Genomic DNA, 24,379 nt, shown 5'->3' with positions numbered 1-24,379 from the left:
GATTTAGTTCTACAATAGAATTTAGATGGGTAAGTTTTCTACGTGAGTGGCTATTGTTGCTGTTCCATATTAAATTGTTTGTCTTCTTCCGGCGATGCATTGTCTTGTTTTGGTGAAACTAAAAAGCTTAAATCGGTCAGTCTTTTACTTTGTTTTAAAATAGCTATTAAAGGTTCAGAAGCATATAAGGCAGCTTTTTCTTCTTTTGATATGATCAGCGTACCCTCTTTTACTTCATCAAGCGCTTCTTCAAGTAAGGGGAGTACTTTATCCATGCTAGAAAATTTGTCGAATAAACATCTTAAATCACCATGAGGACATTCCTCCATTTGGGCAATTACTGCTAAATTTTGAAAAAATTTTAAAGTTTCTCGATGATTCTGAGTTTCAACGATTGCTGATAATCGAGTATCTAGTTTTTCCATCTCAAGGGCATCGTCTTTTAATTCTTGCAACCTCTTGCTTGCGTGTATTCCAAATAGTTTCCTCGTTGCTTTTAAAGTAGAATCCTCATTTTTTGCTTCAGCTGATGGAGAAGTTTCATTATTCATAGGACCTTTGTATTCATCTGTTAATGATAATGAGGATTGATTTTCTAATGAATCGTCTGGGTTAAGAGAAGGCTCCGGGGATTCCTCATTTTCATTTGTTTTGGAATTCCACAGTCCTAGTTTTTTTATTTGGGAACTAACTATTGGAGCAAGCAGGGAAACAGCAACCCGCCCCACTACATAAAGAGCACCTAACCCTGCACTGCCAGCAACAATACCAAGACCAACAGGAGGGAAAAATAGACTCAGTGCTAAACCAATAATAGCCACGGAAGTAAGGGCTGCAGTGACACCTCTATCCATAAATGCAGCAGTTCCCAGACCTTTAAGTGTTTGCTCATCCTCCAGCTTTTTATTGTAAAGCTCCTGTAGTTCGTCTTTTGCAACCTGATGCTTAGCATTTAAGTCTTCAATCTCTTTACAAATAGCCTTGGCCCTTTCCTCATAATCCTGAGCATTTTTATCCAGCTTTTTTAATTTCAAGATCAACACTTGAGCATTTTTCCGCATATCCTCTAAATAGTCCTCCTTGGTCTTTATTTTTTCTGTAGTTTCTCGTAACGATTTTTGAATGGTGTAACGTTTATAAATCATATGCCCTATAGAAACCAAACTAAGTATCAAAGTTAAACTGGCCATAGCCAAGGCAATAGGAGGGGCTGCTGCAGGAACCAAAATAGCAGTTAAGGTCAAACCCAATAATAAAGCGGAATAAGCCCAACGCGCATTATTAGATAGCGTAAAAGGCGGGCGCTCTCTAGCAATAAGTGCAAAGAAATAAATCAAAGGAATACGAACAAAATTAACAGCTGCAACTCCTAGGCCGGCATAGTGGAAGCCAGCACTCGCTCCCTGCAAAGCTTGAGACGTATCACCCAGACTTTTGATTAGAGCTGTAGTTGCAGTCCCGGAACTTCCTAAACTTTGTAATAAACCAGAAAGCAATGGAATCTTCTCTATAAGTAATCTAAGTATAAATTTTTTTTGTTCCGGGGCCTCGGGCGTAATCTGCACTTTCTTTGACATTTCCTCTGCAAGATTTTGCCCTCTAAGAATCCTTTCTATCAAATCATCTGGTAATTTTTCTGTGCTCATTTTGATTTTACTTTATATGACTGTTTCTATTAAATATAGCTCAAATATTATGGCCCCATTAAATTACGATATAATTGATTTTCAGTTAGGATTTTATTTTTATTATTAAAAATTGGCATCGTCAGAGTATCTTTATAAAAAAAACCCTGCAAATGCAGGGCAGTAGTGGAGATTATCACCTTTATTAAGGTCAATTTTGCATCAAAAATTACTATCTAATGTCAAATTGACTAGTAAGGTTTAACAATAACTGTAGTACCAATATCAGCAAAATCCTGGTTTAACCATTTTGCTGCACTGGGTAAAACACGGATACAACCATGGCTTGCATTGTAGTTAGGTACTTCGTACGCTGCATGAATAGAATAACCTCCATGGAAATGCATACAATAGGGCATTTTTGCACCGCCGTTTGTTTCTAATGGATAAATACTGGAAGTACATTCTTCACCTTTTTTAGAATAGATGCGGAATGTTCCAGTTACCGTACGACAGGGTTTACCTGCATCTTCGCAAAAATCTTTACCCCCCGAAGCACTACCGGTATTTACCCTATTACCTTCTTTATCGTAAGCCGCCCACGCCGTTGCTCTAGGATCGAATACAATCACTTTTTTCCCTGTTGCTGGTCTTTTCGCAGGAAAGTAATTAGAACCCTTGTGGTCAGACTTCATACTCATCGTATAATGCGTGTGTCCTGCATCATCAACGATAGGGACTGATCTATCCATGGAAGCACAGGATGTTGCTAAAGCACACACTGGAACTAACACTAGATATTTTTTCACTTTATTTCTCCCTCTTTTTTTTATATTTATCGGGAGATTTAAAAATAGGTTTAGGTTTTTTTATAAATTTTTTTTACATTGTGTATTTTTTATTTACTCAGCGCTTATTTAATGATTACTTTTTTGGTTGTTTTGGGAGCATAAATTGGATAGCATTCATTAACTGTGCATCAGTACATTCAAAACATCCTCCCCGAGGCGGCATCGCGTTTAACCCCTCATCAGTATGTTTAAAGAGCGCGTCCATTCCCTGTTTTAAACGTATTTTCCAATCTGCTTTCTCACCAATTCTAGGAGCTCCTATAGGAATTAATGGTTTGCTCGCATGACAATTGACGCAAAAATGATTGTAAATTTGTTCGCCTTCATCTTTGGTACCACTAATTGCTTTCAAGAACTCTTGGGGGTGATGGCTTTCTGCATGAACCGGTGATTGGAATATCAATAAAATCACGGCATATACAATGAAATGAATCATCATGGAATACTCTCCTGAAAATTGGCATAATATTTGCAGTTGGAAGAAGTCATTTAAAAAGGGATTATTTGTGAAAAAGTGCATACTAAGTGTTTTACTATTTTTTGCAAGTACAGGATTACATGCTGAAGCAATGCAGTCTCCTGAAATACTAACGAACAAAATAGAACAATACATACGTAATGAGCTTTCTTCCTATAAAGAAGGAATAATTCGCGTTACAGCGGATAAAATTGATTCCCGTTTAAATCTCAAAGCGTGTGCTGATGAGCAATTAGTAGTTTTTAATCCCTACCAATCTCCTATTTTAAATACCCGTACTATGGGAATAAAATGCCAAGAAAATGACAATCATTGGTCTTTATACGTTCCTGTTAAAATAACAGTATTAAAAACGATCTACGTAGCAAAACGTGCTCTTATTAAAGGAACCCGACTGGCTAAAGATGATATTTATCAAGCAGAAATGGATGTACAAAGATTAAATCATGGCTATTTTACTAACCAGGATTTATTAATAGGACAAATATGCAAACAAAATATTGGCCCCAATAACCCGCTTAGCCCATATAATATAGAAGCAGCGAAATTGATTAATAAAGGAGAACATGTTTCTATTGTTGCTAGTGATAGCAATTTAACTGTAAGTATGGATGGTATTGCTTTGGAAGAAGGCTCGCTGGGTGAAACCATTAAAGTACGCAATCTTTCTTCTAAAAAAATTATTGAAGCTCAGATTACTGACTCAAAGAAAGTAAATGTTATTATTTAATAACTAGGGACCATTTGCATTTTGGTAGCTTGAGTAAAATGGCCTGATTCTGATCGTTGTAGCACACATGCGTGTATGAAGCAGCTGAGCACAAAAATCAGGAGAGTTTCGCCGAGATATTAGTAACGCAAACGTGCCCTTTATAATTAAAATTTACTAAAGATTTTTACAAAATAGCCGATACATTTAGAAGTCGAACGTGATTGAGGATAAATTATGTTTAATCAAATCAGTGATGCAGTTCCTGTAAAAACTCTAGAAACAGAAAATCGTTTAAAAATGAAACATCAAGAAAAAATCCAAAGTTTGATTGACGATCCCGCATCACATGTCAACATTAGTGATACGTCAAAACAATTAGAAGCTATAAAAAACTCCCTTAAGGAAGTTTCTGAAATCAATGAGGCTCGAGTTTTATATTTTAAATCTGAAATAGCGCTCGGAAACTATCAGATTGATAGTGACAAAATTGCCATGAAAATGTTAAATGTAGAACCTGCATAAATTCTAAGGGCAATTATTATATGGATCATAAGATAAAAACATTGAGTAGCCACCTGGATCAAGAAATTAATTGGATAGAATCACTCAATTCTTTGCTGGCCGAGGAGAAGGAAATACTAACATCTCGGGAATTTAATAGACTTGAAGAATTTGCCAATAAAAAACAGGAATTATCAAATAAGTTAGAGGAAAGTGCCAAACAACGCTTACAACTTATTAACTATACGAATCCTAATCAAGATATGAACTTAGTTTTAACTGAGTTTCTTAAAGAGTGTACCGTTGAGGAAACAAATCAAATCAATCAATTAAATACTAAGCTTGCTGAACTATTAACACGCTGCCGTGAATTAAATGCAGTAAATGGACAAATAATAGCCAACAACCTTTATGTTCGTCAAGAAATTGTCAATACACTGTCAGGAAATCAAGCGAATGCAATCAGTGTTTATACTTCCAATGGAACGATTCAATCAGCAAAAGAGAATACACATCATCAAGAAACTTAAAATCTTCAAAAACTCACCCCCTAAGGGATCGTCAGTTTTTTGATGAGAAACCTCCACTAATTTTTTCGCCTACGTACCGCGCTTTATGCGCGGTATCCAGGGATCTTGCTATAGAAATGCCTCAGCGGCATCTTAAAGATCGTTCTGGATACTGCGCATAAAGCGCGGTACGTAGAGATATTTAAAATGAAATAGTGACGATACCTCAAGTCGAACGACAACTACTCGTTGAAACCCCATTTAAAAATGAATGGTTACCTCATGCGAAGAGCACCATCCAAACGAATCACTTCACCATTTATCATTCCATTTTCAATAATATGCGCCACTAACGAAGCAAATTCATCGGGCTTACCAAAACGCTTGGGAAAAATCATGGTTCCCACCAGATTATCTTGTACTTCTTGTGGCATGTTCAACAGCATTGGTGTCGCTATTAATCCAGGTGCAATGGTATTGACGCGAATGGCAAACTGAGCGAGCTCTCGCGCAGCGGGTAAGGTCATGGCCACAACACCACCCTTGGAAGCACTATATGCGGCTTGACCAATTTGTCCCTCAAATGCTGCAATAGAGGCTGTGTTAATAATCACACCGCGCTCCTGGGAACTATGTACTAATTCCAAAGTACTCATTGCATGCGCTGCAACTCTCATCACATTGAAAGTACCAATAAGATTTACATCAATCACTTGTTTAAAGGCAGCCAAAGGCATAGCACCATCTTTCCCAACAATACGCTTAGCTGGAGCAATGCCTGCACAGTTGACACAAACTCTCGGTGCTCCTAATTGCTCTATTGTTTGTTGCATTGCCTTTTCGACCGATTCATCACTGGTTACATCACAACTGATAAATAAATCAGTGTCGCTTTGGTCCTCTGTATGCTTATCCCATACCACAACCCGCATTCCACGCTTCTGTAAGTATTGAGCACTTGCTTTTCCCATACCAGAGGCACCGCCTGTAATCAAGGCGATTTGATTCGTAAAATTCACTATGATTCTCCCTAAAATTATAGATTTGAAGCCTTGGGTTGTTTACATTTCGCTGGCTTGAGCCAAAATGCGCTGATTTTTAAGTACCGAAGCGCAGCATACATGAAGTATGTGAGCATCGGAACGCAGATAATCAGGGCAGTTTGGCCAAGATAGTAGAAATGTAAGCAGACCCTAAAAAAACTCCTTGCTCAATTGCTTGAATTCAGAAGTCCCTGCCTTTCTTAACCATTCGAAAAACACCATTTCTGTGGTAACCAAATGAATCCCTGCTTGTTTCATTCGTTTCAATCCATATTTCATATTTTGTTCACCACGACAACTTACTGCATCGGCAACAACAAAAACATCATATCCAGCATCTTTCATTTCCAGCGCAGTTTGTAAGACACAAACATGAGTTTCAATGCCGATAAGAATTAATTGTTTTTTATGAAATTGTTTTAAGCGCTCCACATATTTAGGCTCACCCATACAAGAAAAGTTTACTTTATCAACAACACCATTTTGTTGATTAAAATAGGATTGAAATTGGTTCAAAGTTGCACCAAGACCTTGGGGATATTGTTCACTCACTAGAATGGGAACATTCATTCGCCGAGCTAATTTTAAAAGCCATTCACAACGTGCAATAAACGCTTCACTATCTAATACGGCTGGTGTTAATTTCTCTTGTACATCAATTAATAATAAGAGTGAATCCTCTTTATTAAGTAACATCCTTATTCTCCTTGGTGAATAATTTGAACATCTTGAATTTAAAGCATAGGGTCTGTCCCATTTCGCTTCCTTGAGCCCAAATGCATAATTTTCGTGTACCCGAGCGCAGCAGCGCAGAAAAATCACAGCAGTTTGGCTAAGATAGTAGCAATGCAAACAGACCCTAAGAAAAAATTACAGCCTGAGTGAGATGAATCACAAACCAGGCTGTAAGTACATCAGCAGAGGAATTTCACAGTAAATCTCTAAACCCCAGCGATATCAATCGTTTTCATTTTTACATCCATCTGCTTGTTATTTCGCTGAATGGATACCGTTATTTGCTCCCCAACTTTTATATCAGTTAGCATATTGTATAAAACATCATAATTAGGAACCGCATGTCCATTCAAAGCAACAATAATATCACCTAACTCGATATGCCCCCAAGCATCTCGGTGAGTACCCCGCAAATGAGCTTTGTCTGCAGGGGTATTGCGTATAACATCTGCAATTAATATTCCTTTGCGTATACCTAATCGCTGAGCAATACTCGGTGGAACACTTTGAATCCCAATCCCAGACAATACGACTCGCCCATTTTTAATAATTTGCGTCACGATACGATCAATATCATCTGCAGGAACAGCGAAACCAATTCCGGCAGACGAACCTGATTGTGAATAAATCATCGTGTTCATACCAATTAACTGTCCAGCACTATTCAATAATGGACCACCTGAATTGCCCGGATTAATTGGCGTATCTGTTTGAATCATATTACGAATTGTAACTCCGCCGATGCCAGGAACTTTTCTACCCAAAGCAGAAATCACCCCCTTAGATAAACTATGATCAAGACCAAAAGGGTTACCAATCGCAATTGCCTTTTGTCCTACCATGAGATCATTAAGATGTACAATTTCAAACGGTTTAAACTCTTTTAACAGAGCCAAAGCTTGCGGTGATTCAATCTTTAATACAGCAATATCTTTACGTGGTTCTGCTCCAACTACTTTAGCGGGTACAGTCAATTTACCTAAAGTAATTGCCAACTTATCTGCACCCTTAATCACGTGAAAATTGGTAACCATATACCCATTGTTACTCCAAACAATTCCAGAGCCGGCCCCATCAGGAACTTGTCTTTTCTGTAGCGAACCTCTATTGGTTACTGTTGTTAATCTGTGAACATAAACTACTTTTGGGGAAGCCTCATGAAAAACTTGTACCGTATTTTGTTCATCAGGAAGTAGTGAATTTACACTTGTACTATGTCCTGGTAAAGCCAGAATTGAACATAGCATAAAAGTAATAAACCATAAAAACCGTTGTCTTTCCATCAATATATCTCCACAAGTTAGGACCATAATCGTGCATTCCTCCCAAATGCAAGCGAATTGTAATATATAACCACAAAAATGTCATCAAATGAGTCAAAAGAATAATTTTCAAGCAAATGTCATTGAATTAGTTTTCTCATGATCTTTGTCTTTTTCCTCTTGATGAACATCATCATGCTGGTCCTCTTTGTGTACTTTATTTGACGGCTTAGCCTCTTTATGCGCTACATCTTCTTGTTTCTCAGGTACTGGATCATTTATTTCATGTTGAACTTTATCTACGTTTGCTCGCGCCACATTTTCTACTCGCGTTTGAATCAGCGAAATTCCGGGAGTTACTGATACTCCAAAATATTGCATCAAAAATTGTATTGGCATCATGAGCATGTCTTTAAAAGTTATGGTTGATGCTTCCATGCTTTTGACGGCCACAATTTCAGTATCATCGATATGACGTAAATATACTTTTTCTAAAAGTGCTGAATGCTGTTTGTATACACTATCCAAACTGGCATTTCGTGACTTTTCCTGGTTTAAAAGATATCTTTGAAAGTCAGTATGCGCATCCCATAGAGAACCTCTTCTTTCCTGTAATTCCTTGAGTTCACTATCATAGAATGCTATTTCACGATCTATTTCTTCTCTTAATCGATCACAGACGGCTTTACGCTCGGATGAAACTGCCCCGCTGACTATCGAGCCTGACTCTTTAACAATGACTTGGGCATAACGCTCAACCAACTCTGTTTTTTTGTGTAAAATCTCTTCTATTTTAGTATCTATATATCTAATTGCATCTTTATTCGCTCCTAGCACTTGGTAATGCGAATCAAATCGCTTCTCATTTTGCATTTGTGCGCGGATTTGCTCCAGTTCCTTTACTTCTTGGGTCAATGCCTTACTTTGTGCCTTATCATTTAACTGCTTGTCTCGGCTTAACAGGATTTGTCTTATAAACGCAGCCAAAATAACAACAGTTCCCAATGCTGCAGTACAAATAAGCGCTATACTGACTGGCTCCATAGTCAACTCCTTTAATTAGACAAATGAATCAATTGAGTATGAATTTCAATAGAAAAATACTGGCTAAAAGTTTGGAGTGAATCCATCTTTGGCCATTGATCGGGCTGACTTGACATGCGACTCATCGCTGCTGCAAAAATGGAAATATAGTTTTCTTTGATAAAAGGTTTTATGTCGGTTAAATTAGAAAAATTTTTCACCAAAGCAGTAGCATTTTCCTCCAGATGCGATAACTCTACTTTTTCAATAACACCAACCAAATTATCTTGGTCTTCCATGGTTTTTTTAATCCAGCTAAGTAAAGCCACACGCGGTTTAATGAACAATAATTGATGACTTGTTTCTATTGAAGGATCCATCAACACAATATGGTTGTGCAATTCAAATTTAAAACAACAAAGAAAATCAAGAAATTTGGTTTCTATTTCATTGCGTGCTTTATCGCCTAGCCAACGACAAATTTCATGACGAAACATTATTGAAAAATGCTTTTCTATTTCATCCAGAGTTGCATCATCAGAGTTTTGTTTGTGCAACAGATATGCAGTGTTATCAATTTGCAATAATCTAAGATCCGGTAACTTGGTTTCAGGCAATTGCGAAGCAAGAAATGATAAAAAGACAGCTGTAGGTTTTAATACCACGATTTCATGTTGGCCGTAGTGCATCGATCTCTCCTTGATTTGACCTAAATCACTCACCAACAAATTACAGCACGCACTCATATGCATTGAACCTGCAAGCTTTTTTAAGATCTATTTTTCTTTGTGGCATTTAATTCTGGAGGGCTGTTACGTTTCTACTATATGAAAACCGCCCCATTTTTAGATTAAAAAAATCTTAAAAAAACTCACATCGTCAATGCATTAAGTGAATTCGCTACAATATTTAGCAAATGATTCAGCTGATTTACTCATCCTGAGTACAGAAAGGACCCCTATTTAAAACGATAGACCATATATCGGCACTTAGCGAGTCAACTTTAATTTTTTCATAATATACATAAAGTTCATGGGCTATCTTTACCATCCATTTTTTATTTCATGGCAACACCGCATGAAAATCTTTGTCTCATCATTGAATTAACTTTCCATGTAACAACACACACCATCTTCGCAATTATTTTTCCACGAAAAAAGATACTCAAGTATTTAATTAGATTTAATTTAGATCGCTGTGTTTAATTTATGCCCCGACTGACATATAATATCCCCACTTGTTGGATTATTGGGGTTCACAAACATGCAGAGCAAATTACAAACAACTGATCAAATTGAAGAAAATCAGAAAAAACGAGTTCAACTTTTATCTAAAGTCAAACAACTACCGACTCAGGAATTAAATGAATGCTTTGCATTTTGGTTAGGAAATGATCCCATTAAAGAAAAAGATCTGGAACCGTATAAAACAGACAAGCCTTTTGTTTTTGTAGGAACTTCTATTTTTGGCGCTATTGCTTTGGCCTGTGATTTAGGAGAAAAAGTAAATAGTGTACCGCAAGTAATTATCGTCGACCTAAGTCCACAAGTTGCAGACTGTTGGACTTTAATTAAAACCTATTTTGCTTCAGATAGCGAAACTAATCCAACATCATTTGTCGATGGCTTTATTGACTTTTTAAAGAAAAAAAATATAAATCAATTTTCTATGGATATTTATGATGATGAATCATTTCAACAATTGCATGATTTACTTATGAATCTAATGAAGAAATATGGGCTTACACGTGTTAAAGAGATGATCAATGATGCAATCATTCTAAAGCAAAGCTGGGCGCATAAGGAAACGTTTCAACAAATTCGTGAAGTCTATGCTGATACAAATATTTATGCTTATCCTTCTAATATTATTCATAGTATTAGGGATTTAAAAACTCAAAAGGACGTTGCACAGTGTATTGAAATTCTGAGGCCGGTTTTATCAATTCAAACGAATCTAGATAATGGGGAACCCACAAAATCTCATTTGATTGAAAATAACACCGTATTATCAATTATGAGAGCATTGGGTCCTGGTATTTTTGTGAATGACGAGGAAAGAGTACAATTTAATAATGAGTTTTACACTACTGACCCAAGTTCTTTCTTTTATCAACCAGCCAAGAAACAAGAAACTGGACATTCTCCTCAACTCTCTGCACAAAACTAAAGATTCTGAATACAATACTGAGGTCAGACCACGAGTACGGATCATTTAAATGGATATTAATGAACGCTACTCATTGACCTGCGCCATTACTTTTTTTACAGTACGCCAACAATAAACCATCAAGAATTACGCGCGTGGATAAACAAAATTTATACAAAAAAATGAGTCAACCCTTACTGCAGTGGTATGCCCTTTATGGACGGAATAATCTTCCCTGGCAACTTCCTCGAACACCTTACAGAGTATGGATTTCTGAAATTATGCTTCAGCAGACTCAAGTACAAACCGTTATCCCTTATTTTGAACGTTTTATGCAACGATTTCCTAATATAAATGCTTTGGCGAAAGCACATGATGATGAAGTACTTTCTTTGTGGTCAGGGCTTGGTTATTACAGCCGCGCCAGGAATCTTCATCAAACAGCAAAAATAGTGATGCAATCCCATGGTGGTGTTTTACCTGATGATTATCAATTATTAAAAGAGTTGCCAGGAATTGGCCCATCTACTGCAGCAGCCATTGTATCCCAAGCTTTTAATCAACCTGTCGCTATTCTTGATGGAAATGTAAAACGTGTTTTAACCCGTTTTTTCATGATTAAGGGGTATCCCGAACAAGCGCAAGTAAAAAAAACATTGTGGGAACTGGCTAATTCATGCATGCCACAGGAAAACTGCGCTGATTACACCCAAGCCATTATGGATTTAGGTGCCATGTGTTGTACCCCTAAAAATCCAAATTGTCCTAATTGCCCCTTACAGAATAATTGTCTGGCACTGAAATATGAAGAACAACATCTGTATCCCACGAAAAAAGTAAAAAAAACCATCCCCGTTCAAAACCAACAGTTCCTGGTTTTATACAATGAACAAGACTCCATCTATTTAGAAAAAAGGCCTCCTGTAGGGTTATGGGGTGGTTTATGGTGTTTACCCAGTGTGGACGAAGAAGATTGTCCACTTGACTTTATACGTCTGAACTATGATTTATCAGGAGAGCCGCCTCGACAACTCATGACATTTAAACATCGCTTTAGTCATTTTCATTTGCAAATTAATGCACTCAGCATAAAAACTAAAGCATTAGGTAATACATTGTCTGAGAAACAGGGGCAGTGGTTTGCAAAAGAACAAATAAATTCTTTAGGCTTAGCTCAGCCCACCAGCAAAATATTAACATTTCATTACAACATTGATGTAAAAAATGAGTGTTCCGTGAGATAGCTTTTAAACTGGAAGTCATGTGGCATTAACCCTATCTCAAACTGCTAAAAGACACCACACTAATCTGGGTTTCGCTATGCTCCATCCAGGCTACAAATTCATTTAACTTAATGAACCACCACTAGCTAATATTTGAATCGCTACTTTTGCATCGGGTTGGCCTAAATTAGCAGCGGCGTTGATCCAAAACCACGCTTTTTTCCGATCTTCTACTACTCCTTTGCCGTAATAATACATATAACCTACAGCGTATTGCGCATCAGGCTGCCCTTTCTGAGCTAATGGTTTTAAGCGAATAAAAGCCCTACGGTAATCTTCAACCCTGAAACTATCAATCCCTTCACGCAAATTCATCGCGCTAGTAACAGCACATCCAGCTAGAGCAGAAATAAAAATTACAACGATTAATCGATTAAATAAACGTCTCATAAATTTTTATTCCCCTTCCAAAGGCTTTGCTACTGGTTCAAAGATTAATTCATTTTTGGGTAAACTTAAACTCTCTAAATTACCATTACGTTCAACTAAAATCCCAGCAGCCATAATACGTTTGATCACAGCCCCCCCAGGTATCGTATCACCTAATTTATAAGTGCTTTCCTCCCCATTCGCAGAACGAATGATTACTTGGGAGTCTTCTATCTTATTAGCAAATAAGATCCCTACTAAAGTAACATTCAACATGGATTTTTTAATACTGGATAAATTATTTGAAACATACACACCGAATAAGGAAGAATGTAAAATCGCATCAAAGGAATTCTGTTTTGCTATCACCGGTATCTCTTTTGTGGTTTCAGGTACCGCTTGACGAGTTATAGGGGAAAAGATTAAAGAAGCGTACTCAGCGATAATCAGTATGGAAAATAGTGAAATTAAGGCAATAATAATCCATTGTGCGTATTTTGCTGAAAATAAAGCTTGAAGATCAAATTTCATTGTCAAAACGACCCCTGACACATTAATTGCCTGTACATGAACACTTCGCTATACCCTTTCTATACCCGCAAAAGTAGAACTTGCCTATACATACAACCCCCACTAGAATATCCTACATAAACCACTCTGAACAGATCACTTTATAATAAATGGAAGAAAGTAATCGACATAAGAAATTCACAGCCCTTAAGGATAGTCCAATGAAAAAGCATCACTTTGAAACTCGAGCCATTCATGCTGGCCAGGAACCCTGTCCAAGTACTGGTGCGGTTATGACCCCCATATATGCAACATCTACTTACAAACAAATTGCTCCAGGTGAACATCTTGGCTATGAGTACTCCAGGACACATAACCCTACGCGTGGAGCCTATGAAGGGTGTATTGCCAGTTTGGAGTCAGGTGAACGTGGTTTTGCTTTTGCTTCTGGAATGGCTGCAATCAACACAATTATTGATTTATTAGATGCCGGAGATCATGTCGTTGCCATGGATGATCTTTATGGAGGCACATTTCGTTTATTTGATAAGGTGAAAACTCGTACATCTGGATTATCCTTTTCTTTTGTAGACATGTCGGATACTCGCAATATAGAGGCCGCAATTACCCCAAAAACTCGTATGATCTGGGTAGAAACGCCTTCGAATCCCATGCTAAAACTGGCTAATTTACGTGAAATAGCAGTGATAGCCAAACGTTATAATCTCATAGCAGTTGCAGACAACACTTTTGCGACCCCCTGGATTCAGAAACCTATAGAATTAGGGTTTGATATAGCACTGCATTCAGCAACTAAATACCTTAATGGTCATTCAGACGTAGTCAGTGGGGTCGTAGTGGTTGGTGATAATCCTAATTTAGCGGATAAAATTGCTTTCCTGCATAACTCCTGCGGCGGAATTGCAGGTCCATTTGATAGTTTTCTTGTTTTAAGAAGTCTGAAAACACTTTCCTTACGAATGGAAAGACATTGCGAGAATGCGCATCATTTAGCAAATTGGTTGAGCACGCAATCCAGAGTAAAAAAAGTTATTTATCCAGGCCTTACAAACCACCCCCAGCATGGATTAGCTAAAGAACAAATGCACGGGTTTGGCGGCATGATTTCCATGGTAATTGATGGTGGTATCGATGGAGCCAAGCGTTTTCTTGCACGTTGTGAATTGTTTACTCTCGCCGAAAGTTTAGGTGGTGTGGAAAGCTTGATAGAGCATCCAGCGATTATGACCCATGCGTCTATACCTCCAGAAAAACGAAAGGCTTTGGGTATAGAAGATGGATTTATTCGACTCTCAGTAGGTATAGAGCATGTGAAGGATTTACAAGCTGATTTGGAATATGCGCTTGCATATTAAAGCCAGGATGCAATTGGGATCCTGGGTGCAGCGCAGCGAAACCCGGGCTCAACTGATTAAGAATTCCAGGGTTTCACTGCGCTGCACCCAGGCTACAAAAGATACAGGAAAAATAGATGCAAACCTTACAAACTCTAATTGAACAAGCTTTTGAGCAACGCCAAACATTATCAATTGATAATGCATCTCCCGAACTTACTGCGGCGGTGAATGAAGTACTTTCTTGTCTGGACAACGGCCAGTACCGGGTAGCAGAAAAAATAAATAATGAATGGGTAGTTAATCAATGGATAAAAAAAGCAGTTCTTTTATCTTTTAGGCTTTATCCCAATCAAGTGATTGATTCCGGTTTCTGTCAGTTTTATGACAAAGTACCTCTCAAATACAATAACTATACCGAAGAACAATTCAAACAAACAGGGGTGCGCGTGGTACCCCATGCCATGGTTCGCAAAGGGGCGTATATTGCAAAGAACTGTGTTTTAATGCCATCTTATGTCAATGTGGGCGCATATATTGATGAGGGCGTCATGGTTGATACCTGGGCAACTGTGGGTTCCTGCGCCCAAATCGGTAAAAACGTGCATCTTTCAGGCGGAGTAGGTATAGGTGGTGTTTTGGAGCCCTTACAAGCCAACCCCACCATTATCGAAGACAATTGTTTTATCGGAGCCCGCTCCGAAGTCGTCGAAGGGGTGATCGTAGAACGAAATTCCGTATTGTCTATGGGGGTATACTTGGGACAAAGTACTAAAATATATAATCGGCTCACGGGAGAAATTACTTACGGTCGTATCCCGGCAGGATCAGTGGTAGTCGCTGGTAGCCTGCCCAGTGAAGACAAAAGCTACAGTTTGTATTGTGCAGTCATTGTGAAGCAGGTAGATGACAAAACAAGAGCAAAAGTAAGCATTAATGAACTATTAAGAGCGAGTTAGCATGGCTGGGCAGAAAAATAGAGTATCACCAAATTTGGAGGCAGACTTACAAGAAATATTAACAAAACTTGTTCATTTTCCCTCTATTACACCTGAAGATGCAGGCTGCCAGGAGTTTATGATCCATTTTTTGGAACAAGCAGGATTTACTTGCCAACGTATGAATAAAGGGCCTGTTTCCAACTTCTTTGCTTCTTATGGAGAATCGGGCCCTTTTCTCGTATTCGCTGGTCATACCGATGTAGTTCCTGTGGGTGACGTAACAAAATGGTTATCTGATCCTTTTACAGTGGAAAATAAAAATGGAATGCTCTTTGGGCGTGGTGTTGCTGACATGAAAGGTAGCCTTGCATGCATGCTGCTTATGGCAAAACGATTTATAAACACTTATCCCAAATTTCAGGGAAGATTAGGTTTTCTTATTACCAGTGGTGAGGAAGGTAATGATTATGATATGGGCACACCCTATGTCATGCAACTCCTGGAGAATCAAGGCATTCACATTGATTATTGCATTGTCGGGGAGCCATCAAGTACTCATCGTGTTGGTGATGTGATCAAAATTGGCAGGCGTGGATCATTGAGCGCCCAAATTACCTTACATGGAAAACAAGGGCATGTGGCCTACCCCCATTTGGCGGACAATCCAATCCATAAAATTAGTCCCGCACTAGCAAATCTGACCGCAACGCTCTGGGATCAGGGTAACAATTATTTTCCGCCAACATCCATGCAAATTACTCACCTCCAATCAGGAGGTCATGCTGCAAATATAATTCCGGGAGAATTGATTTTACATCTAAATTTTAGATACTCAACAGAACACACACACCACTCATTAAAAGAAAAAGTGATTACTACTTTTCAAGAGCACGATCTGAATCCTATTATTGAATGGCGTTTAAGTGGTGAGCCTTTTTTGACATCCCAAGGTACCTTACTGGAACGCTGTAAGGAAGCAATACTCGAACTTATTGGAAATTCACCGGAACTTTCTACCAGTGGCGGAACATCTGATGGCCGCTTTATCGCACCCTATGGTGTTGAAGTAGTAGAACTTGGGCCTGTGAATGCCACAATTCATCAAGTGAATGAATGTGTTTCCTTAAACGATCTGTACCAATTAGAAATTTTATATTTTTCGATTTGTGAAAAATTATTAATTAATTAATTAATGTTGTAGTCTATACTTTGAGAAAGGCAGTTGAATTTATTGCAATTTTGTAGCTTTGTAGCCTGGGTGCAGCGAAGCGAAACCCGGGTTTAGTAAATAAATTCCTGGGTTTCGCTCGCTGCACCCAGGCTGCGGTTTTTATAGGACGATACTATAAAAAGGAGACGAGCATGAAAGGTTGCAAATTAAGCCCTGTAGCTCTTGGCCTTGCACTTGGGGTTCTCTGGGGAATATCTATTTTAATAATAGGATTAATTGCTTACTATTATACCTATGGACATGGCTTTGTAACTGCTGTAGGTAGTTTATATCCTGGATATGAGCCTTCGATAATGGGAAGTTTATTGGGAGGTGTTATAGGTTTCATTGATGCCTTCATTACAGGTTTTCTGATAGGCTGGTTATACAACTTATTTAGTTGCTGCAAATGCGTCTGTTGTGATAAGAAAAAAGATGGGGAAGTAGAGGCTGTGGAAGTAAAAAAGACTAAAAAAGTAAAATAGTTGTTGTAGGCTGGTGCTGAGCTTGCGAACCCCAGCACGAAGCTCGAAGAATCTGGGCTGGGCTATGTTTAGCCCAGCCTACATAGGTATACGTGGTTAGTTTACCACATGCCATGTACCATCTGGCTGACGACATGCACTACCACGTAATGTTTGTGGTCTTCCATCAATGATTGCCTTAGTTAGATACTCACGGCAAGGCAAACGCTCACGATAATAAGTACGAGTAGGTTGTACTGTATAACTATTTCCAGTGTCTGGATTTGACCAATGTACTGATTTGCCAGTAGGTGCAGTTTCTAAGGCACGTTGCATTTCCATTCTATCCACTTTATCCATATATTTACCAATTTGACCACCTAAATAAGCACCAGCAATAGCACCACCTGCTGTTGCAGCCAATTTCGCTGCTGGGCCACCTCCAAATTGGCTTCCAATCAATCCGCCGATAACTCCCCCTGAGATAGTACCTACGTCTTCATGATTCATTGATGCACAACCAACCAATAATAAAGACAATGATGCAACAGCTATTTTTTTCATAACATATCACCCAATTAAAAGGTTATAGAAATCGGTTGTAATTCTAACATCACGCTCAGTTATTATCCATAGTTAAAGAAAATCTAAATATTTTAGCCTGGATGCAGCGAAATGAAACGCAGGTTTATGATAAATAAATAAACTTTCTCAATCCTAATTCCGCATCATTATGCCTTGGTACAATGCGTACGGAGTGCAATCAAAAACAATTCATTTAATCGTGACGCACTCGCTCTGAAATCTGACATAATAATTCATAACCCGTAGTTCCTGCTGCTTGTGCGATTCGCTCAACTAAAATATGCGTACCCCAAAGTTCCACAGGCGCTCCAGGTTTTACTTCCGGATGCTCCGTTAAGTCTACAGCAAGCATATCCATTGATACTCTCCCAACAATAGGAACCTCTTTGCCTTGAACCCAAACTGGGGTGTTTGCCGCAATATGTCGTGGATAACCATCACCATATCCCGCAGCAACAATACCAATAATGGAGGGCTTTTCACTTTTCCAAATACCGCTATACCCAACTTGAGCCAAAGGAGGATTATGATGAACGGCACTAATTGCTGAAACAAAACGCATTACAGGAAGTAAACCCAAATCAATTGCAGTCTGATTGGCAAAAGGTGATACACCATAAAGCATAATACCAGGTCTGACAACGTCCATATGAGTTTGCGGAAAAGAAATAATGGCAGCGGAATTGGCAATACTGCGTTGACTATACCCTGAGGCAGAAATACGTTCAAACAAAGAAATTTGCTGAAGATTTTCTATGCGTTCAGGCTCATCAGCACAAGCTAAATGGGTCATCAAGCCGATCTCTTTATCCACCCAAGGACAAGAGTGCAATGCATCCATTACTCCTTGCAGCTCATGAGTTTTAAAACCCAAACGATGCATGCCAGTATTTACTTTAACCCAGAGTTTAATTGGCGTATCTAGAGGAGTATTTAAAAGCCACTGTACCTGATGCGGTTGATGAACAACGCATCCAAATTGATGCTGTGCTACCGCCTTAAATTCATCAGGGCTAAATATACCTTGAAAAAGAATACAATGAGTCCGTATTCCTATTTTACGAAGAACCAGGGCCTCCTCAATACAAGCTACACCAAAAGCATCTACGTGTCCTTCCAATATGGGTGCTACAATATGTACCCCACAACCATAGGCATTAGCCTTAACCATAGCAATTATTTTCGTGCCTGGAGCAAAATGTCTTATTCGCGTTAAGTTATGATGCAAAGCGCTTGGCTCTATCACCAGTTTGGTAGGTCTGGACACCTTAATCTACCCCTTGATAACCATTATAAGCTAAATCTTCAAAACGAGTGTATTTACCAATAAAAGCTACACGAACCTTACCAATTGGACCATTTCTTTGTTTGGCCACAATGATTTCGGCTGTTCCTTTATCAGGACTATCTTCATTGTAGACTTCATCTCGATAAATAAAACAAATTAAATCAGCATCTTGCTCAATCGCACCCGATTCACGCAAATCAGACATAACAGGACGTTTATCTGAGCGTTGTTCCAAACTTCGGTTCAACTGGGATAAAGCAATCACTGGTACTTGTAGTTCTTTTGCAAGCGACTTAAGACTGCGTGAAATTTCAGATATTTCCGCCGTTCTATTATCCGCTGAAAACCCAGGCACTTTCATTAATTGTAAATAGTCTACCACAATTAGCCCCAAGTTACCTTGTTCCTTGGCCAACCGCCTGGCTCGTGCACGCATTTCACCAGGACTTAAAGCGGGTGTATCATCTATAAATAAAGGGGCTTCCGAAAGCATATGTACTGCAGAGGTCACGCGAGGCCAATCATCATCATCCAGTTTACCCGTTCTAATCTTATGCTGATCGATGCGCCCTAAAGAGGACATCATCCTCATTGCCAAAGAATCTGCCGGCATCTCCATAGAAAAAGCCAGTACGGGTTTTCCAGATTTAATCGCGGCATGTTCTGCCATATTCATGACTAAAGTCGTTTTACCCATGGAAGGACGACCAGCAACAATAATTAAGTCAGAAGGTTGCAATCCTGAAGTCATTTCATCCAAATCAGACAAACCTGTAGCAAGCCCGGTAATTGCATCACCATTGTGATAGAGTGCATCAATTTTTTCTACCGCACGAACCAAAATTGATTTTATATTTTCAGGTCCGCCATCACCGCCTGTTTGCTCACCTATAGCAAACACTTTAGTTTCTGCCATATCAAGAAGTTCAGGCACTTGCCTGCCTCCAGGATTATATGCTGAATCAGCAATTTCGGTGGCTACAGTAATAAGCTGTCTCTGTACCGACTTTTCCCGAACTATATCGGCATATGCAGATACGTTAGCAACACTGGGGGTATTATTAGCCAGTTCGAACAAATAGGCTTCCCCACCCGCATCATCTAATTCGTTATAAGACTTTAAGGCATCAAGCAGAGTCACTACATCAAAAGGTTGATCTTTTTTTACCAAATTGGAAATTGTTCGAAATAAAATTCGATGCTCGGTGCGATAGAAATCGGTTTCACATAATTTATTACTGACTTTATCCCAAACCTGATTGTCCAACATTAATCCACCAATAATGGATTGCTCTGCTTCCACAGAATGAGGGGGACGTTTTAATGGATCAACTGTTTTTTTGGAGTTTTGCAGATCGTACATGGTCGTGATGTAATGAGAAATTTGGAACGAGGTATATTGTAATGTTCTTTTACATGGATGTCATCCCGAACAAAGCTGTTCGGGATGAATTATACTGATAGGCTATTGTTTTCTCCAAACTTGGGTACGTCCTAATAAAGAAATACCCAGATATCCTCTGACTAAAAGTTTATTTCCTTGGGCAGTGATTTTGGCGCGATAGATTTTCCCTGACTTAGGATCTAAAATAGAGCCACCACCCCACTCGTTATCTCCTTCCTTCTTCAATCCCCACATAAAAGTCAATCCTTCAACCTTCTTTCCTTTAAACATCCCAGGACAATTCTGGCAAATACCAGTATCACCAGGTTGCGGAAATACCTTATTAATAACCGCACTTAAAGTACCTCCAGATTCACTAATGGTGACAACAGCTCTTTTCTTACCCGTTTTATCATCAGTTGTGACCCAGGTACCTACTGGCGATGCGGCAAGTGCTGCAGGTAAATAAAACACAGCAACAAAAAAACCACAAGCTAGCTTCCATAAGTTCATAATTTTCTCCATGTTTACAATCATTTAATAGCTTATGCTATGATTGAAAACTATGCTAGCCTTAAGAAGTAATTTTTTATAAATGGGATAACCCGCTGCAACCCCAAGGTCTGTTTACATTTCGCTAGTTTGAGTCAAAATAGCCTTTCGAGTACCGAAGCGCAGCATACATGAGTATGTGAGTATCGGAACGCAGAAAATCAGGGCAGTTTGGCCAAGATAGTAGAAATGTAAGCAGACCCTAATCTAGTGGCGTAAAAAACTGCTCCACATCTTCTTCACTTAAAGCCATTGCTTTGGCCGGCTCAGCAGATAAAACGCCTTCAACTAATAGTCTCTTTTTGTCTTGCATTCCTAAAATAGCTTCTTCTACTGTACCCGAAGTAATTAGCTTATAGACAAACACGGGATTTTCCTGACCTATTCGATGGGTTCGATCTGTAGCTTGGTCTTCTACTGCAGGATTCCACCAGGGATCATAATGAATTACCGTGTCGGCGCGCGTTAAATTAAGTCCAGTACCGCCAGCTTTTAAACTGATAAGAAAAATTGGAATTTTTCCTTCCTGGAATTTTTCTACCATTGCTTGCCGATGTACGGTTTGACCCGTTAACTTTAAATAATCATAACTTCTGGCATGCAATTCTTCTTCGATTAATTGCAACATGGAAGTAAATTGTGAGAAAACCAGGACCCGTCTTCCCTCGCCTACCAAGTTATCCAACAAATCCATTAATGCCTCTAGTTTTGCAGAAGTACCATGCGCAATCGTTGCTTCAGGCAAAGACAATAATCTTGGATCACAACAAACCTGCCGTAATTTCAGTAGTGCATCCAACAAAAGGATATGGCTTTTACCCAGGCCCTGTTTTGCAATCGCATCACGAACTTTTTTCTCCATACTCATACGGATTGCTTCATATAGATCGCGCTGCGGGCCAATAATTTCTATGGTACGTGTCATTTCTGTTTTAAGAGGTAATTCACGAGCCACCTGATTTTTTGTTCTTCTCAATATAAAAGGCTGTACTCTCTTCGTCAGCACCTCTCGTCGATTCAAATCGGCATATTTCTCAATAGGCGTGCGGAACCAGAGCCTAAATTGCTTTGCATCACCTAATAGACCAGGCATCAGAAAATGGAACAAAGACCATAACTCGCCTAAGTGATTTTCCAAAGGCGTTCCTGTCAGACATAAGCGATGGGTAGCCTGTAATTGCTGAATAATTTGCGTCGTTTTCGTACGTGCATTTTTAATAAATTGTGCTTCATCCAAAATCAGATAATAAAAAGAATAAGTGACAAATTTCTCCTTATCTCGATGAATTAGTCCATAAGTAGAAACCACGATATCATAGTCATTAAAATTATCCTGATGACGCTCGGAACCATGATAAACCAAAACCTTTAATGATGGAGTAAATCGTTTGGCTTCAGCCTCCCAGTTCCCCACAAGACTAGTTGGCGCAACAATTAAGGTTGCTGCATTAATACGACCTTGTTCTTTTTCATATTGCAAATGAGCCAAGGTTTGTATTGTTTTACCCAATCCCATATCGTCAGCTAGAATGCCACTGAAATGGCTTGTTCGCAAAAATTGCAACCAGTTTAAACCATAGCGTTGATAATCCCTTAGTTGAGCATGCAAGCCAGCGGGTGGTGGTATTTCAGGAATATGGGTTAATTGAGACAATTGTCTTATTTGATCTCTTAAAGTTTCAGCGCCTTGCCAACGTGTTCTGGTTGCCGCAATAGCTAATTCAGCTTCACGCATTAAAATAAGTTGATATTTGTTAATTTGTAAATGTTGATTTTCATCTATATGGCGTACGCCAAATTGAAATAAAAGACGAACCAAAGGTTTAATTCGCCCCATTTCTAACTGCAAAGCACGTCCGTCATGTAAAGGCAGCTTGACTAATTGTGTGTCAGGAAGATTATCCAAATCATTACCACTGTAACGATGAATTAAATCTGCTACCAAAGGTACTATACTGACTGGTTTACCCTCAACCAAAATTCCCAATTGATATGAGAAAAAATCGGTTGCATTTTCATGCAGGTCTGAATACCACTCTACATCATCAGCGCGAATCACTTCGTGATACATTGGACTAATGCATTCGACCCGCCAACCGCGGCTCTTTAACTCGGGTATCAATTGACTGCAAACAAATTCCAAATCTGCCAAAATATTTATATTCCGCAAAACAAAATCAGCCTGTTTTACTTTTTTCCATTGATCATTTTCCCAGGCTGTGGGTGTTCTTAACGGAAGTATTTCCTGCAGCTCATCCCATTTTGATTGCTCAAAATTCTTATGGCGTGGGTATTCAATTAAAAGTTCTTCCTGCTGACATACGACGGTGTTACATTCTTCAGAACCTGCAATCATTAAACCTGCATAATCAAAAAGAATACGCACCGTAAATAAAGCATGCAGTTCTTCTTCAGTGTCATAAAGCCAGGAAGATTCATTATCCAATTCATTAATGGCATCTAGAATAAGTACAGGTACTGGCGTAACTTGTCGAACCTCTCGCTTTACAAAAATCTGCGGCACGGGAAATTCAGGACATGTTTTAGCCATTTTGTTTGCTAGTAATTCTGCCTGTTCTATTGGAATTGGAGGCGCTTTCAACAAATAACTCAATTGTTTTATTGGATATGAAGTAATTAAACGTCCCATTTCTTCTTCGGAACGATTAAAATACCAACTTTCATCCAACAGCAAAGGTTCAAGTACCTTCCCTTCATGCATTAACAATAAATTTTGATTACCATTATGAGATAACACCCATTCACAAGTCCCTTGAATAGCTTCTCCCAAATGAATTGGCTCGTCCTGGTTTTGTATAAAAAAAGCGCGTCCAGTTGCGATGATTCGTTCTAATAATTCACTATTGCGAATGGTTAATGTATCAAACCAACCTGAAATACCGCATTTAAACAGAAGGAGTGCTACCAAATCATTATCGTCGCCAATAAAATGCTGTTTTTTAGAATCAGCGAGACTATTAAACGGGATCATTTTTCCATAACCACCACGCTTTAATAGCTTGGCTAAAGCTAACTTAATCGCGATTCGATGCTCATAGCCATCGAGCCTTAGTTCTATGAGATAGACTAAATGATGGGTCACTTCGGGCGCTTTTACAATTGCAGCTTCTTGGGCACGCAAATTTTTCAGCCAGCTATCAAGCTTTTTATCTAATTTATTACCCGCAAAAGAAGGAGAGCTTACTTTTTCTCTATCACGTAGGGCAAATAGACACGCAGCGGCATGTTTGCAATTATATTGATAATTACAAGTGCAATGCGCGAGTTTTTTTGGCCAGAGTTTCAAATCCATATGTACATCATAAATTTGACTCGAACTTCCTTTAACTCGACCTTTTAATAGACCGTCACTAAAACGGATATTGAGCACATGTCCATTTTCAAAATATTCTTGGCCTCGCAATAATATTTTGGCATCAAAGACCTCTGGCATTTTTGAGAGTGCTTCATTTAACATAGGCGTGCTTTTTACTGGACAAAGGATCTATTTTAGTCAATTTTTAAATTAATTAACATTTTTATCTTTAAAT

At 38.8% G+C, this 24,379-nt stretch carries 24 protein-coding genes; 9 read left to right on the top strand and 15 right to left on the bottom strand.

The window, feature by feature from the left end; translation table 11 throughout:
• Positions 1-50: 50 nt before the first annotated feature.
• From FOLKNPGA_RS05595 to FOLKNPGA_RS05585, 3 genes are all read right to left on the bottom strand, one after another.
• Complete coding sequence (locus tag FOLKNPGA_RS05595; RefSeq protein ID WP_182352065.1) at positions 51-1,646, bottom strand: hypothetical protein; 1,596 nt, start codon at positions 1,644-1,646, stop codon at positions 51-53.
• Positions 1,647-1,876: 230 nt separating this feature from the next.
• A complete protein-coding gene (locus FOLKNPGA_RS05590) occupies positions 1,877-2,434 on the bottom strand; it encodes a L,D-transpeptidase (protein ID WP_182352064.1) in 558 nt (185 codons plus the stop codon).
• Positions 2,435-2,549: 115 nt separating this feature from the next.
• Positions 2,550-2,915, bottom strand: a complete 366-nt coding sequence (locus FOLKNPGA_RS05585) for a cytochrome c5 family protein (protein WP_182352063.1) — start codon at positions 2,913-2,915, stop codon at positions 2,550-2,552.
• A 67-nt stretch (positions 2,916-2,982) separates the two neighbouring features.
• Between FOLKNPGA_RS05585 and flgA the strand changes: the two genes are divergently transcribed.
• From flgA to FOLKNPGA_RS05570, 3 genes are all read left to right on the top strand, one after another.
• The gene (gene flgA / locus FOLKNPGA_RS05580; RefSeq protein WP_182352062.1) at positions 2,983-3,684 is read left to right on the top strand and encodes a flagellar basal body P-ring formation chaperone FlgA; all 702 of its coding nucleotides are present in this window, start codon (positions 2,983-2,985) and stop codon (positions 3,682-3,684) included.
• A gap of 216 nt (positions 3,685-3,900) precedes the next feature.
• Complete coding sequence (flgM, locus tag FOLKNPGA_RS05575; RefSeq protein WP_182352061.1) at positions 3,901-4,188, top strand: flagellar biosynthesis anti-sigma factor FlgM; 288 nt, start codon at positions 3,901-3,903, stop codon at positions 4,186-4,188.
• 20 nt (positions 4,189-4,208) lie between these two features.
• Positions 4,209-4,697 carry a flagella synthesis protein FlgN gene (locus FOLKNPGA_RS05570; protein ID WP_182352060.1) on the top strand — a complete coding sequence of 163 codons (489 nt, stop codon included), beginning with the start codon at positions 4,209-4,211 and terminating at the stop codon, positions 4,695-4,697.
• Positions 4,698-4,951: 254 nt separating this feature from the next.
• On the opposite strand, the gene FOLKNPGA_RS05565 is transcribed toward FOLKNPGA_RS05570, so the two are convergent.
• From FOLKNPGA_RS05565 to FOLKNPGA_RS05545, 5 genes are all read right to left on the bottom strand, one after another.
• Positions 4,952-5,695 (bottom strand): SDR family NAD(P)-dependent oxidoreductase, encoded by a 744-nt coding sequence (locus FOLKNPGA_RS05565; RefSeq protein ID WP_182352059.1) that lies wholly within the window; start codon positions 5,693-5,695, stop codon positions 4,952-4,954.
• Between the two features lie 174 nt (positions 5,696-5,869).
• Positions 5,870-6,415, bottom strand: a complete 546-nt coding sequence (locus tag FOLKNPGA_RS05560; RefSeq protein ID WP_182352058.1) for a hydrolase — start codon at positions 6,413-6,415, stop codon at positions 5,870-5,872.
• A 245-nt stretch (positions 6,416-6,660) separates the two neighbouring features.
• Complete coding sequence (locus tag FOLKNPGA_RS05555; protein ID WP_182352057.1) at positions 6,661-7,737, bottom strand: S1C family serine protease; 1,077 nt, start codon at positions 7,735-7,737, stop codon at positions 6,661-6,663.
• A 108-nt stretch (positions 7,738-7,845) separates the two neighbouring features.
• A complete protein-coding gene (locus FOLKNPGA_RS05550) occupies positions 7,846-8,760 on the bottom strand; it encodes a hypothetical protein (RefSeq protein ID WP_182352056.1) in 915 nt (304 codons plus the stop codon).
• Between the two features lie 11 nt (positions 8,761-8,771).
• The gene (locus tag FOLKNPGA_RS05545; protein WP_182352055.1) at positions 8,772-9,428 is read right to left on the bottom strand and encodes a hypothetical protein; all 657 of its coding nucleotides are present in this window, start codon (positions 9,426-9,428) and stop codon (positions 8,772-8,774) included.
• A 574-nt stretch (positions 9,429-10,002) separates the two neighbouring features.
• Here FOLKNPGA_RS05545 and FOLKNPGA_RS05540 point away from each other — a divergent pair.
• Both FOLKNPGA_RS05540 and mutY read left to right on the top strand, forming a co-directional pair.
• Positions 10,003-10,908: a hypothetical protein gene (locus FOLKNPGA_RS05540; RefSeq protein ID WP_182352054.1), complete on the top strand. Its 906-nt coding sequence runs from the start codon at positions 10,003-10,005 to the stop codon at positions 10,906-10,908.
• Positions 10,909-11,042: 134 nt separating this feature from the next.
• Positions 11,043-12,131 carry an A/G-specific adenine glycosylase gene (gene mutY, locus FOLKNPGA_RS05535; protein WP_232890717.1) on the top strand — a complete coding sequence of 363 codons (1,089 nt, stop codon included), beginning with the start codon at positions 11,043-11,045 and terminating at the stop codon, positions 12,129-12,131.
• A 102-nt stretch (positions 12,132-12,233) separates the two neighbouring features.
• Here the strand turns inward: mutY and FOLKNPGA_RS05530 are convergent, their stop codons facing one another.
• Both FOLKNPGA_RS05530 and FOLKNPGA_RS05525 read right to left on the bottom strand, forming a co-directional pair.
• Positions 12,234-12,560, bottom strand: a complete 327-nt coding sequence (locus tag FOLKNPGA_RS05530) for a tetratricopeptide repeat protein (protein WP_182352053.1) — start codon at positions 12,558-12,560, stop codon at positions 12,234-12,236.
• A 6-nt stretch (positions 12,561-12,566) separates the two neighbouring features.
• Positions 12,567-13,070, bottom strand: a complete 504-nt coding sequence (locus FOLKNPGA_RS05525) for a type II secretion system protein N (RefSeq protein ID WP_182352052.1) — start codon at positions 13,068-13,070, stop codon at positions 12,567-12,569.
• A gap of 200 nt (positions 13,071-13,270) precedes the next feature.
• On the opposite strand from FOLKNPGA_RS05525, the gene FOLKNPGA_RS05520 reads away from it, so the two are divergent.
• From FOLKNPGA_RS05520 to FOLKNPGA_RS05505, 4 genes are all read left to right on the top strand, one after another.
• On the top strand, positions 13,271-14,425 hold the full coding sequence (locus FOLKNPGA_RS05520) for a PLP-dependent aspartate aminotransferase family protein (protein ID WP_182352051.1): 1,155 nt from the start codon (positions 13,271-13,273) through the stop codon (positions 14,423-14,425).
• Positions 14,426-14,541: 116 nt separating this feature from the next.
• A complete protein-coding gene (gene dapD, locus FOLKNPGA_RS05515) occupies positions 14,542-15,363 on the top strand; it encodes a 2,3,4,5-tetrahydropyridine-2,6-dicarboxylate N-succinyltransferase (protein ID WP_182352050.1) in 822 nt (273 codons plus the stop codon).
• Between the two features lies 1 nt (position 15,364).
• Positions 15,365-16,534 carry a succinyl-diaminopimelate desuccinylase gene (gene dapE, locus FOLKNPGA_RS05510; protein WP_182352049.1) on the top strand — a complete coding sequence of 390 codons (1,170 nt, stop codon included), beginning with the start codon at positions 15,365-15,367 and terminating at the stop codon, positions 16,532-16,534.
• 173 nt (positions 16,535-16,707) lie between these two features.
• Entirely contained in the window at positions 16,708-17,040 is a 333-nt protein-coding gene (locus FOLKNPGA_RS05505) for a bacteriophage holin (protein ID WP_182352048.1), read from the top strand.
• A 96-nt stretch (positions 17,041-17,136) separates the two neighbouring features.
• Here the strand turns inward: FOLKNPGA_RS05505 and FOLKNPGA_RS05500 are convergent, their stop codons facing one another.
• The 5 genes from FOLKNPGA_RS05500 to FOLKNPGA_RS05480 all read right to left on the bottom strand — a co-directional run bounded on the left by FOLKNPGA_RS05500 (position 17,137) and on the right by FOLKNPGA_RS05480 (position 24,306).
• Positions 17,137-17,583 (bottom strand): RT0821/Lpp0805 family surface protein, encoded by a 447-nt coding sequence (locus FOLKNPGA_RS05500; RefSeq protein WP_182352047.1) that lies wholly within the window; start codon positions 17,581-17,583, stop codon positions 17,137-17,139.
• A 214-nt stretch (positions 17,584-17,797) separates the two neighbouring features.
• A complete protein-coding gene (gene alr / locus FOLKNPGA_RS05495) occupies positions 17,798-18,871 on the bottom strand; it encodes an alanine racemase (RefSeq protein ID WP_182352046.1) in 1,074 nt (357 codons plus the stop codon).
• A 1-nt stretch (position 18,872) separates the two neighbouring features.
• Complete coding sequence (dnaB, locus tag FOLKNPGA_RS05490) at positions 18,873-20,255, bottom strand: replicative DNA helicase (RefSeq protein ID WP_182352045.1); 1,383 nt, start codon at positions 20,253-20,255, stop codon at positions 18,873-18,875.
• A gap of 102 nt (positions 20,256-20,357) precedes the next feature.
• A complete protein-coding gene (locus FOLKNPGA_RS05485) occupies positions 20,358-20,789 on the bottom strand; it encodes a DUF2147 domain-containing protein (RefSeq protein WP_182352044.1) in 432 nt (143 codons plus the stop codon).
• A gap of 241 nt (positions 20,790-21,030) precedes the next feature.
• Positions 21,031-24,306 carry a DEAD/DEAH box helicase gene (locus FOLKNPGA_RS05480; protein ID WP_182352043.1) on the bottom strand — a complete coding sequence of 1,092 codons (3,276 nt, stop codon included), beginning with the start codon at positions 24,304-24,306 and terminating at the stop codon, positions 21,031-21,033.
• Positions 24,307-24,379: the final 73 nt, after the last annotated feature.

It is taken from the genome of Legionella sp. PC1000, from assembly GCF_014109805.1.
Taxonomy (GTDB): Bacteria; Pseudomonadota; Gammaproteobacteria; order Legionellales; family Legionellaceae; genus Legionella; species Legionella resiliens.
Note: the sequence above shows the minus strand (reverse complement) of the source record. Positions and strands in the feature narration are given on the sequence as shown.

Bases quoted from the DNA above. Each gene is read 5' to 3' on its own strand.
- FOLKNPGA_RS05480 (WP_182352043.1), bottom strand. From the start codon at position 24,306: ATGTTAAATGAAGCACTCTCAAAAATGCCAGAGGTCTTTGATGCCAAA.
- dnaB (WP_182352045.1), bottom strand. From the start codon at position 20,255: ATGTACGATCTGCAAAACTCCAAAAAAACAGTTGATCCATTAAAACGT.
- FOLKNPGA_RS05595 (WP_182352065.1), bottom strand. From the start codon at position 1,646: ATGAGCACAGAAAAATTACCAGATGATTTGATAGAAAGGATTCTTAGA.
- FOLKNPGA_RS05555 (WP_182352057.1), bottom strand. From the start codon at position 7,737: ATGGAAAGACAACGGTTTTTATGGTTTATTACTTTTATGCTATGTTCA.
- FOLKNPGA_RS05530 (WP_182352053.1), bottom strand. From the start codon at position 12,560: ATGAGACGTTTATTTAATCGATTAATCGTTGTAATTTTTATTTCTGCT.
- FOLKNPGA_RS05550 (WP_182352056.1), bottom strand. From the start codon at position 8,760: ATGGAGCCAGTCAGTATAGCGCTTATTTGTACTGCAGCATTGGGAACT.
- dapE (WP_182352049.1), top strand. From the start codon at position 15,365: ATGGCTGGGCAGAAAAATAGAGTATCACCAAATTTGGAGGCAGACTTA.
- FOLKNPGA_RS05500 (WP_182352047.1), bottom strand. From the start codon at position 17,583: ATGAAAAAAATAGCTGTTGCATCATTGTCTTTATTATTGGTTGGTTGT.
- FOLKNPGA_RS05585 (WP_182352063.1), bottom strand. From the start codon at position 2,915: ATGATGATTCATTTCATTGTATATGCCGTGATTTTATTGATATTCCAA.
- FOLKNPGA_RS05540 (WP_182352054.1), top strand. From the start codon at position 10,003: ATGCAGAGCAAATTACAAACAACTGATCAAATTGAAGAAAATCAGAAA.
- FOLKNPGA_RS05485 (WP_182352044.1), bottom strand. From the start codon at position 20,789: ATGAACTTATGGAAGCTAGCTTGTGGTTTTTTTGTTGCTGTGTTTTAT.
- FOLKNPGA_RS05545 (WP_182352055.1), bottom strand. From the start codon at position 9,428: ATGCACTACGGCCAACATGAAATCGTGGTATTAAAACCTACAGCTGTC.
- FOLKNPGA_RS05525 (WP_182352052.1), bottom strand. From the start codon at position 13,070: ATGAAATTTGATCTTCAAGCTTTATTTTCAGCAAAATACGCACAATGG.
- FOLKNPGA_RS05505 (WP_182352048.1), top strand. From the start codon at position 16,708: ATGAAAGGTTGCAAATTAAGCCCTGTAGCTCTTGGCCTTGCACTTGGG.
- flgM (WP_182352061.1), top strand. From the start codon at position 3,901: ATGTTTAATCAAATCAGTGATGCAGTTCCTGTAAAAACTCTAGAAACA.
- FOLKNPGA_RS05570 (WP_182352060.1), top strand. From the start codon at position 4,209: ATGGATCATAAGATAAAAACATTGAGTAGCCACCTGGATCAAGAAATT.
- FOLKNPGA_RS05560 (WP_182352058.1), bottom strand. From the start codon at position 6,415: ATGTTACTTAATAAAGAGGATTCACTCTTATTATTAATTGATGTACAA.
- FOLKNPGA_RS05520 (WP_182352051.1), top strand. From the start codon at position 13,271: ATGAAAAAGCATCACTTTGAAACTCGAGCCATTCATGCTGGCCAGGAA.
- dapD (WP_182352050.1), top strand. From the start codon at position 14,542: ATGCAAACCTTACAAACTCTAATTGAACAAGCTTTTGAGCAACGCCAA.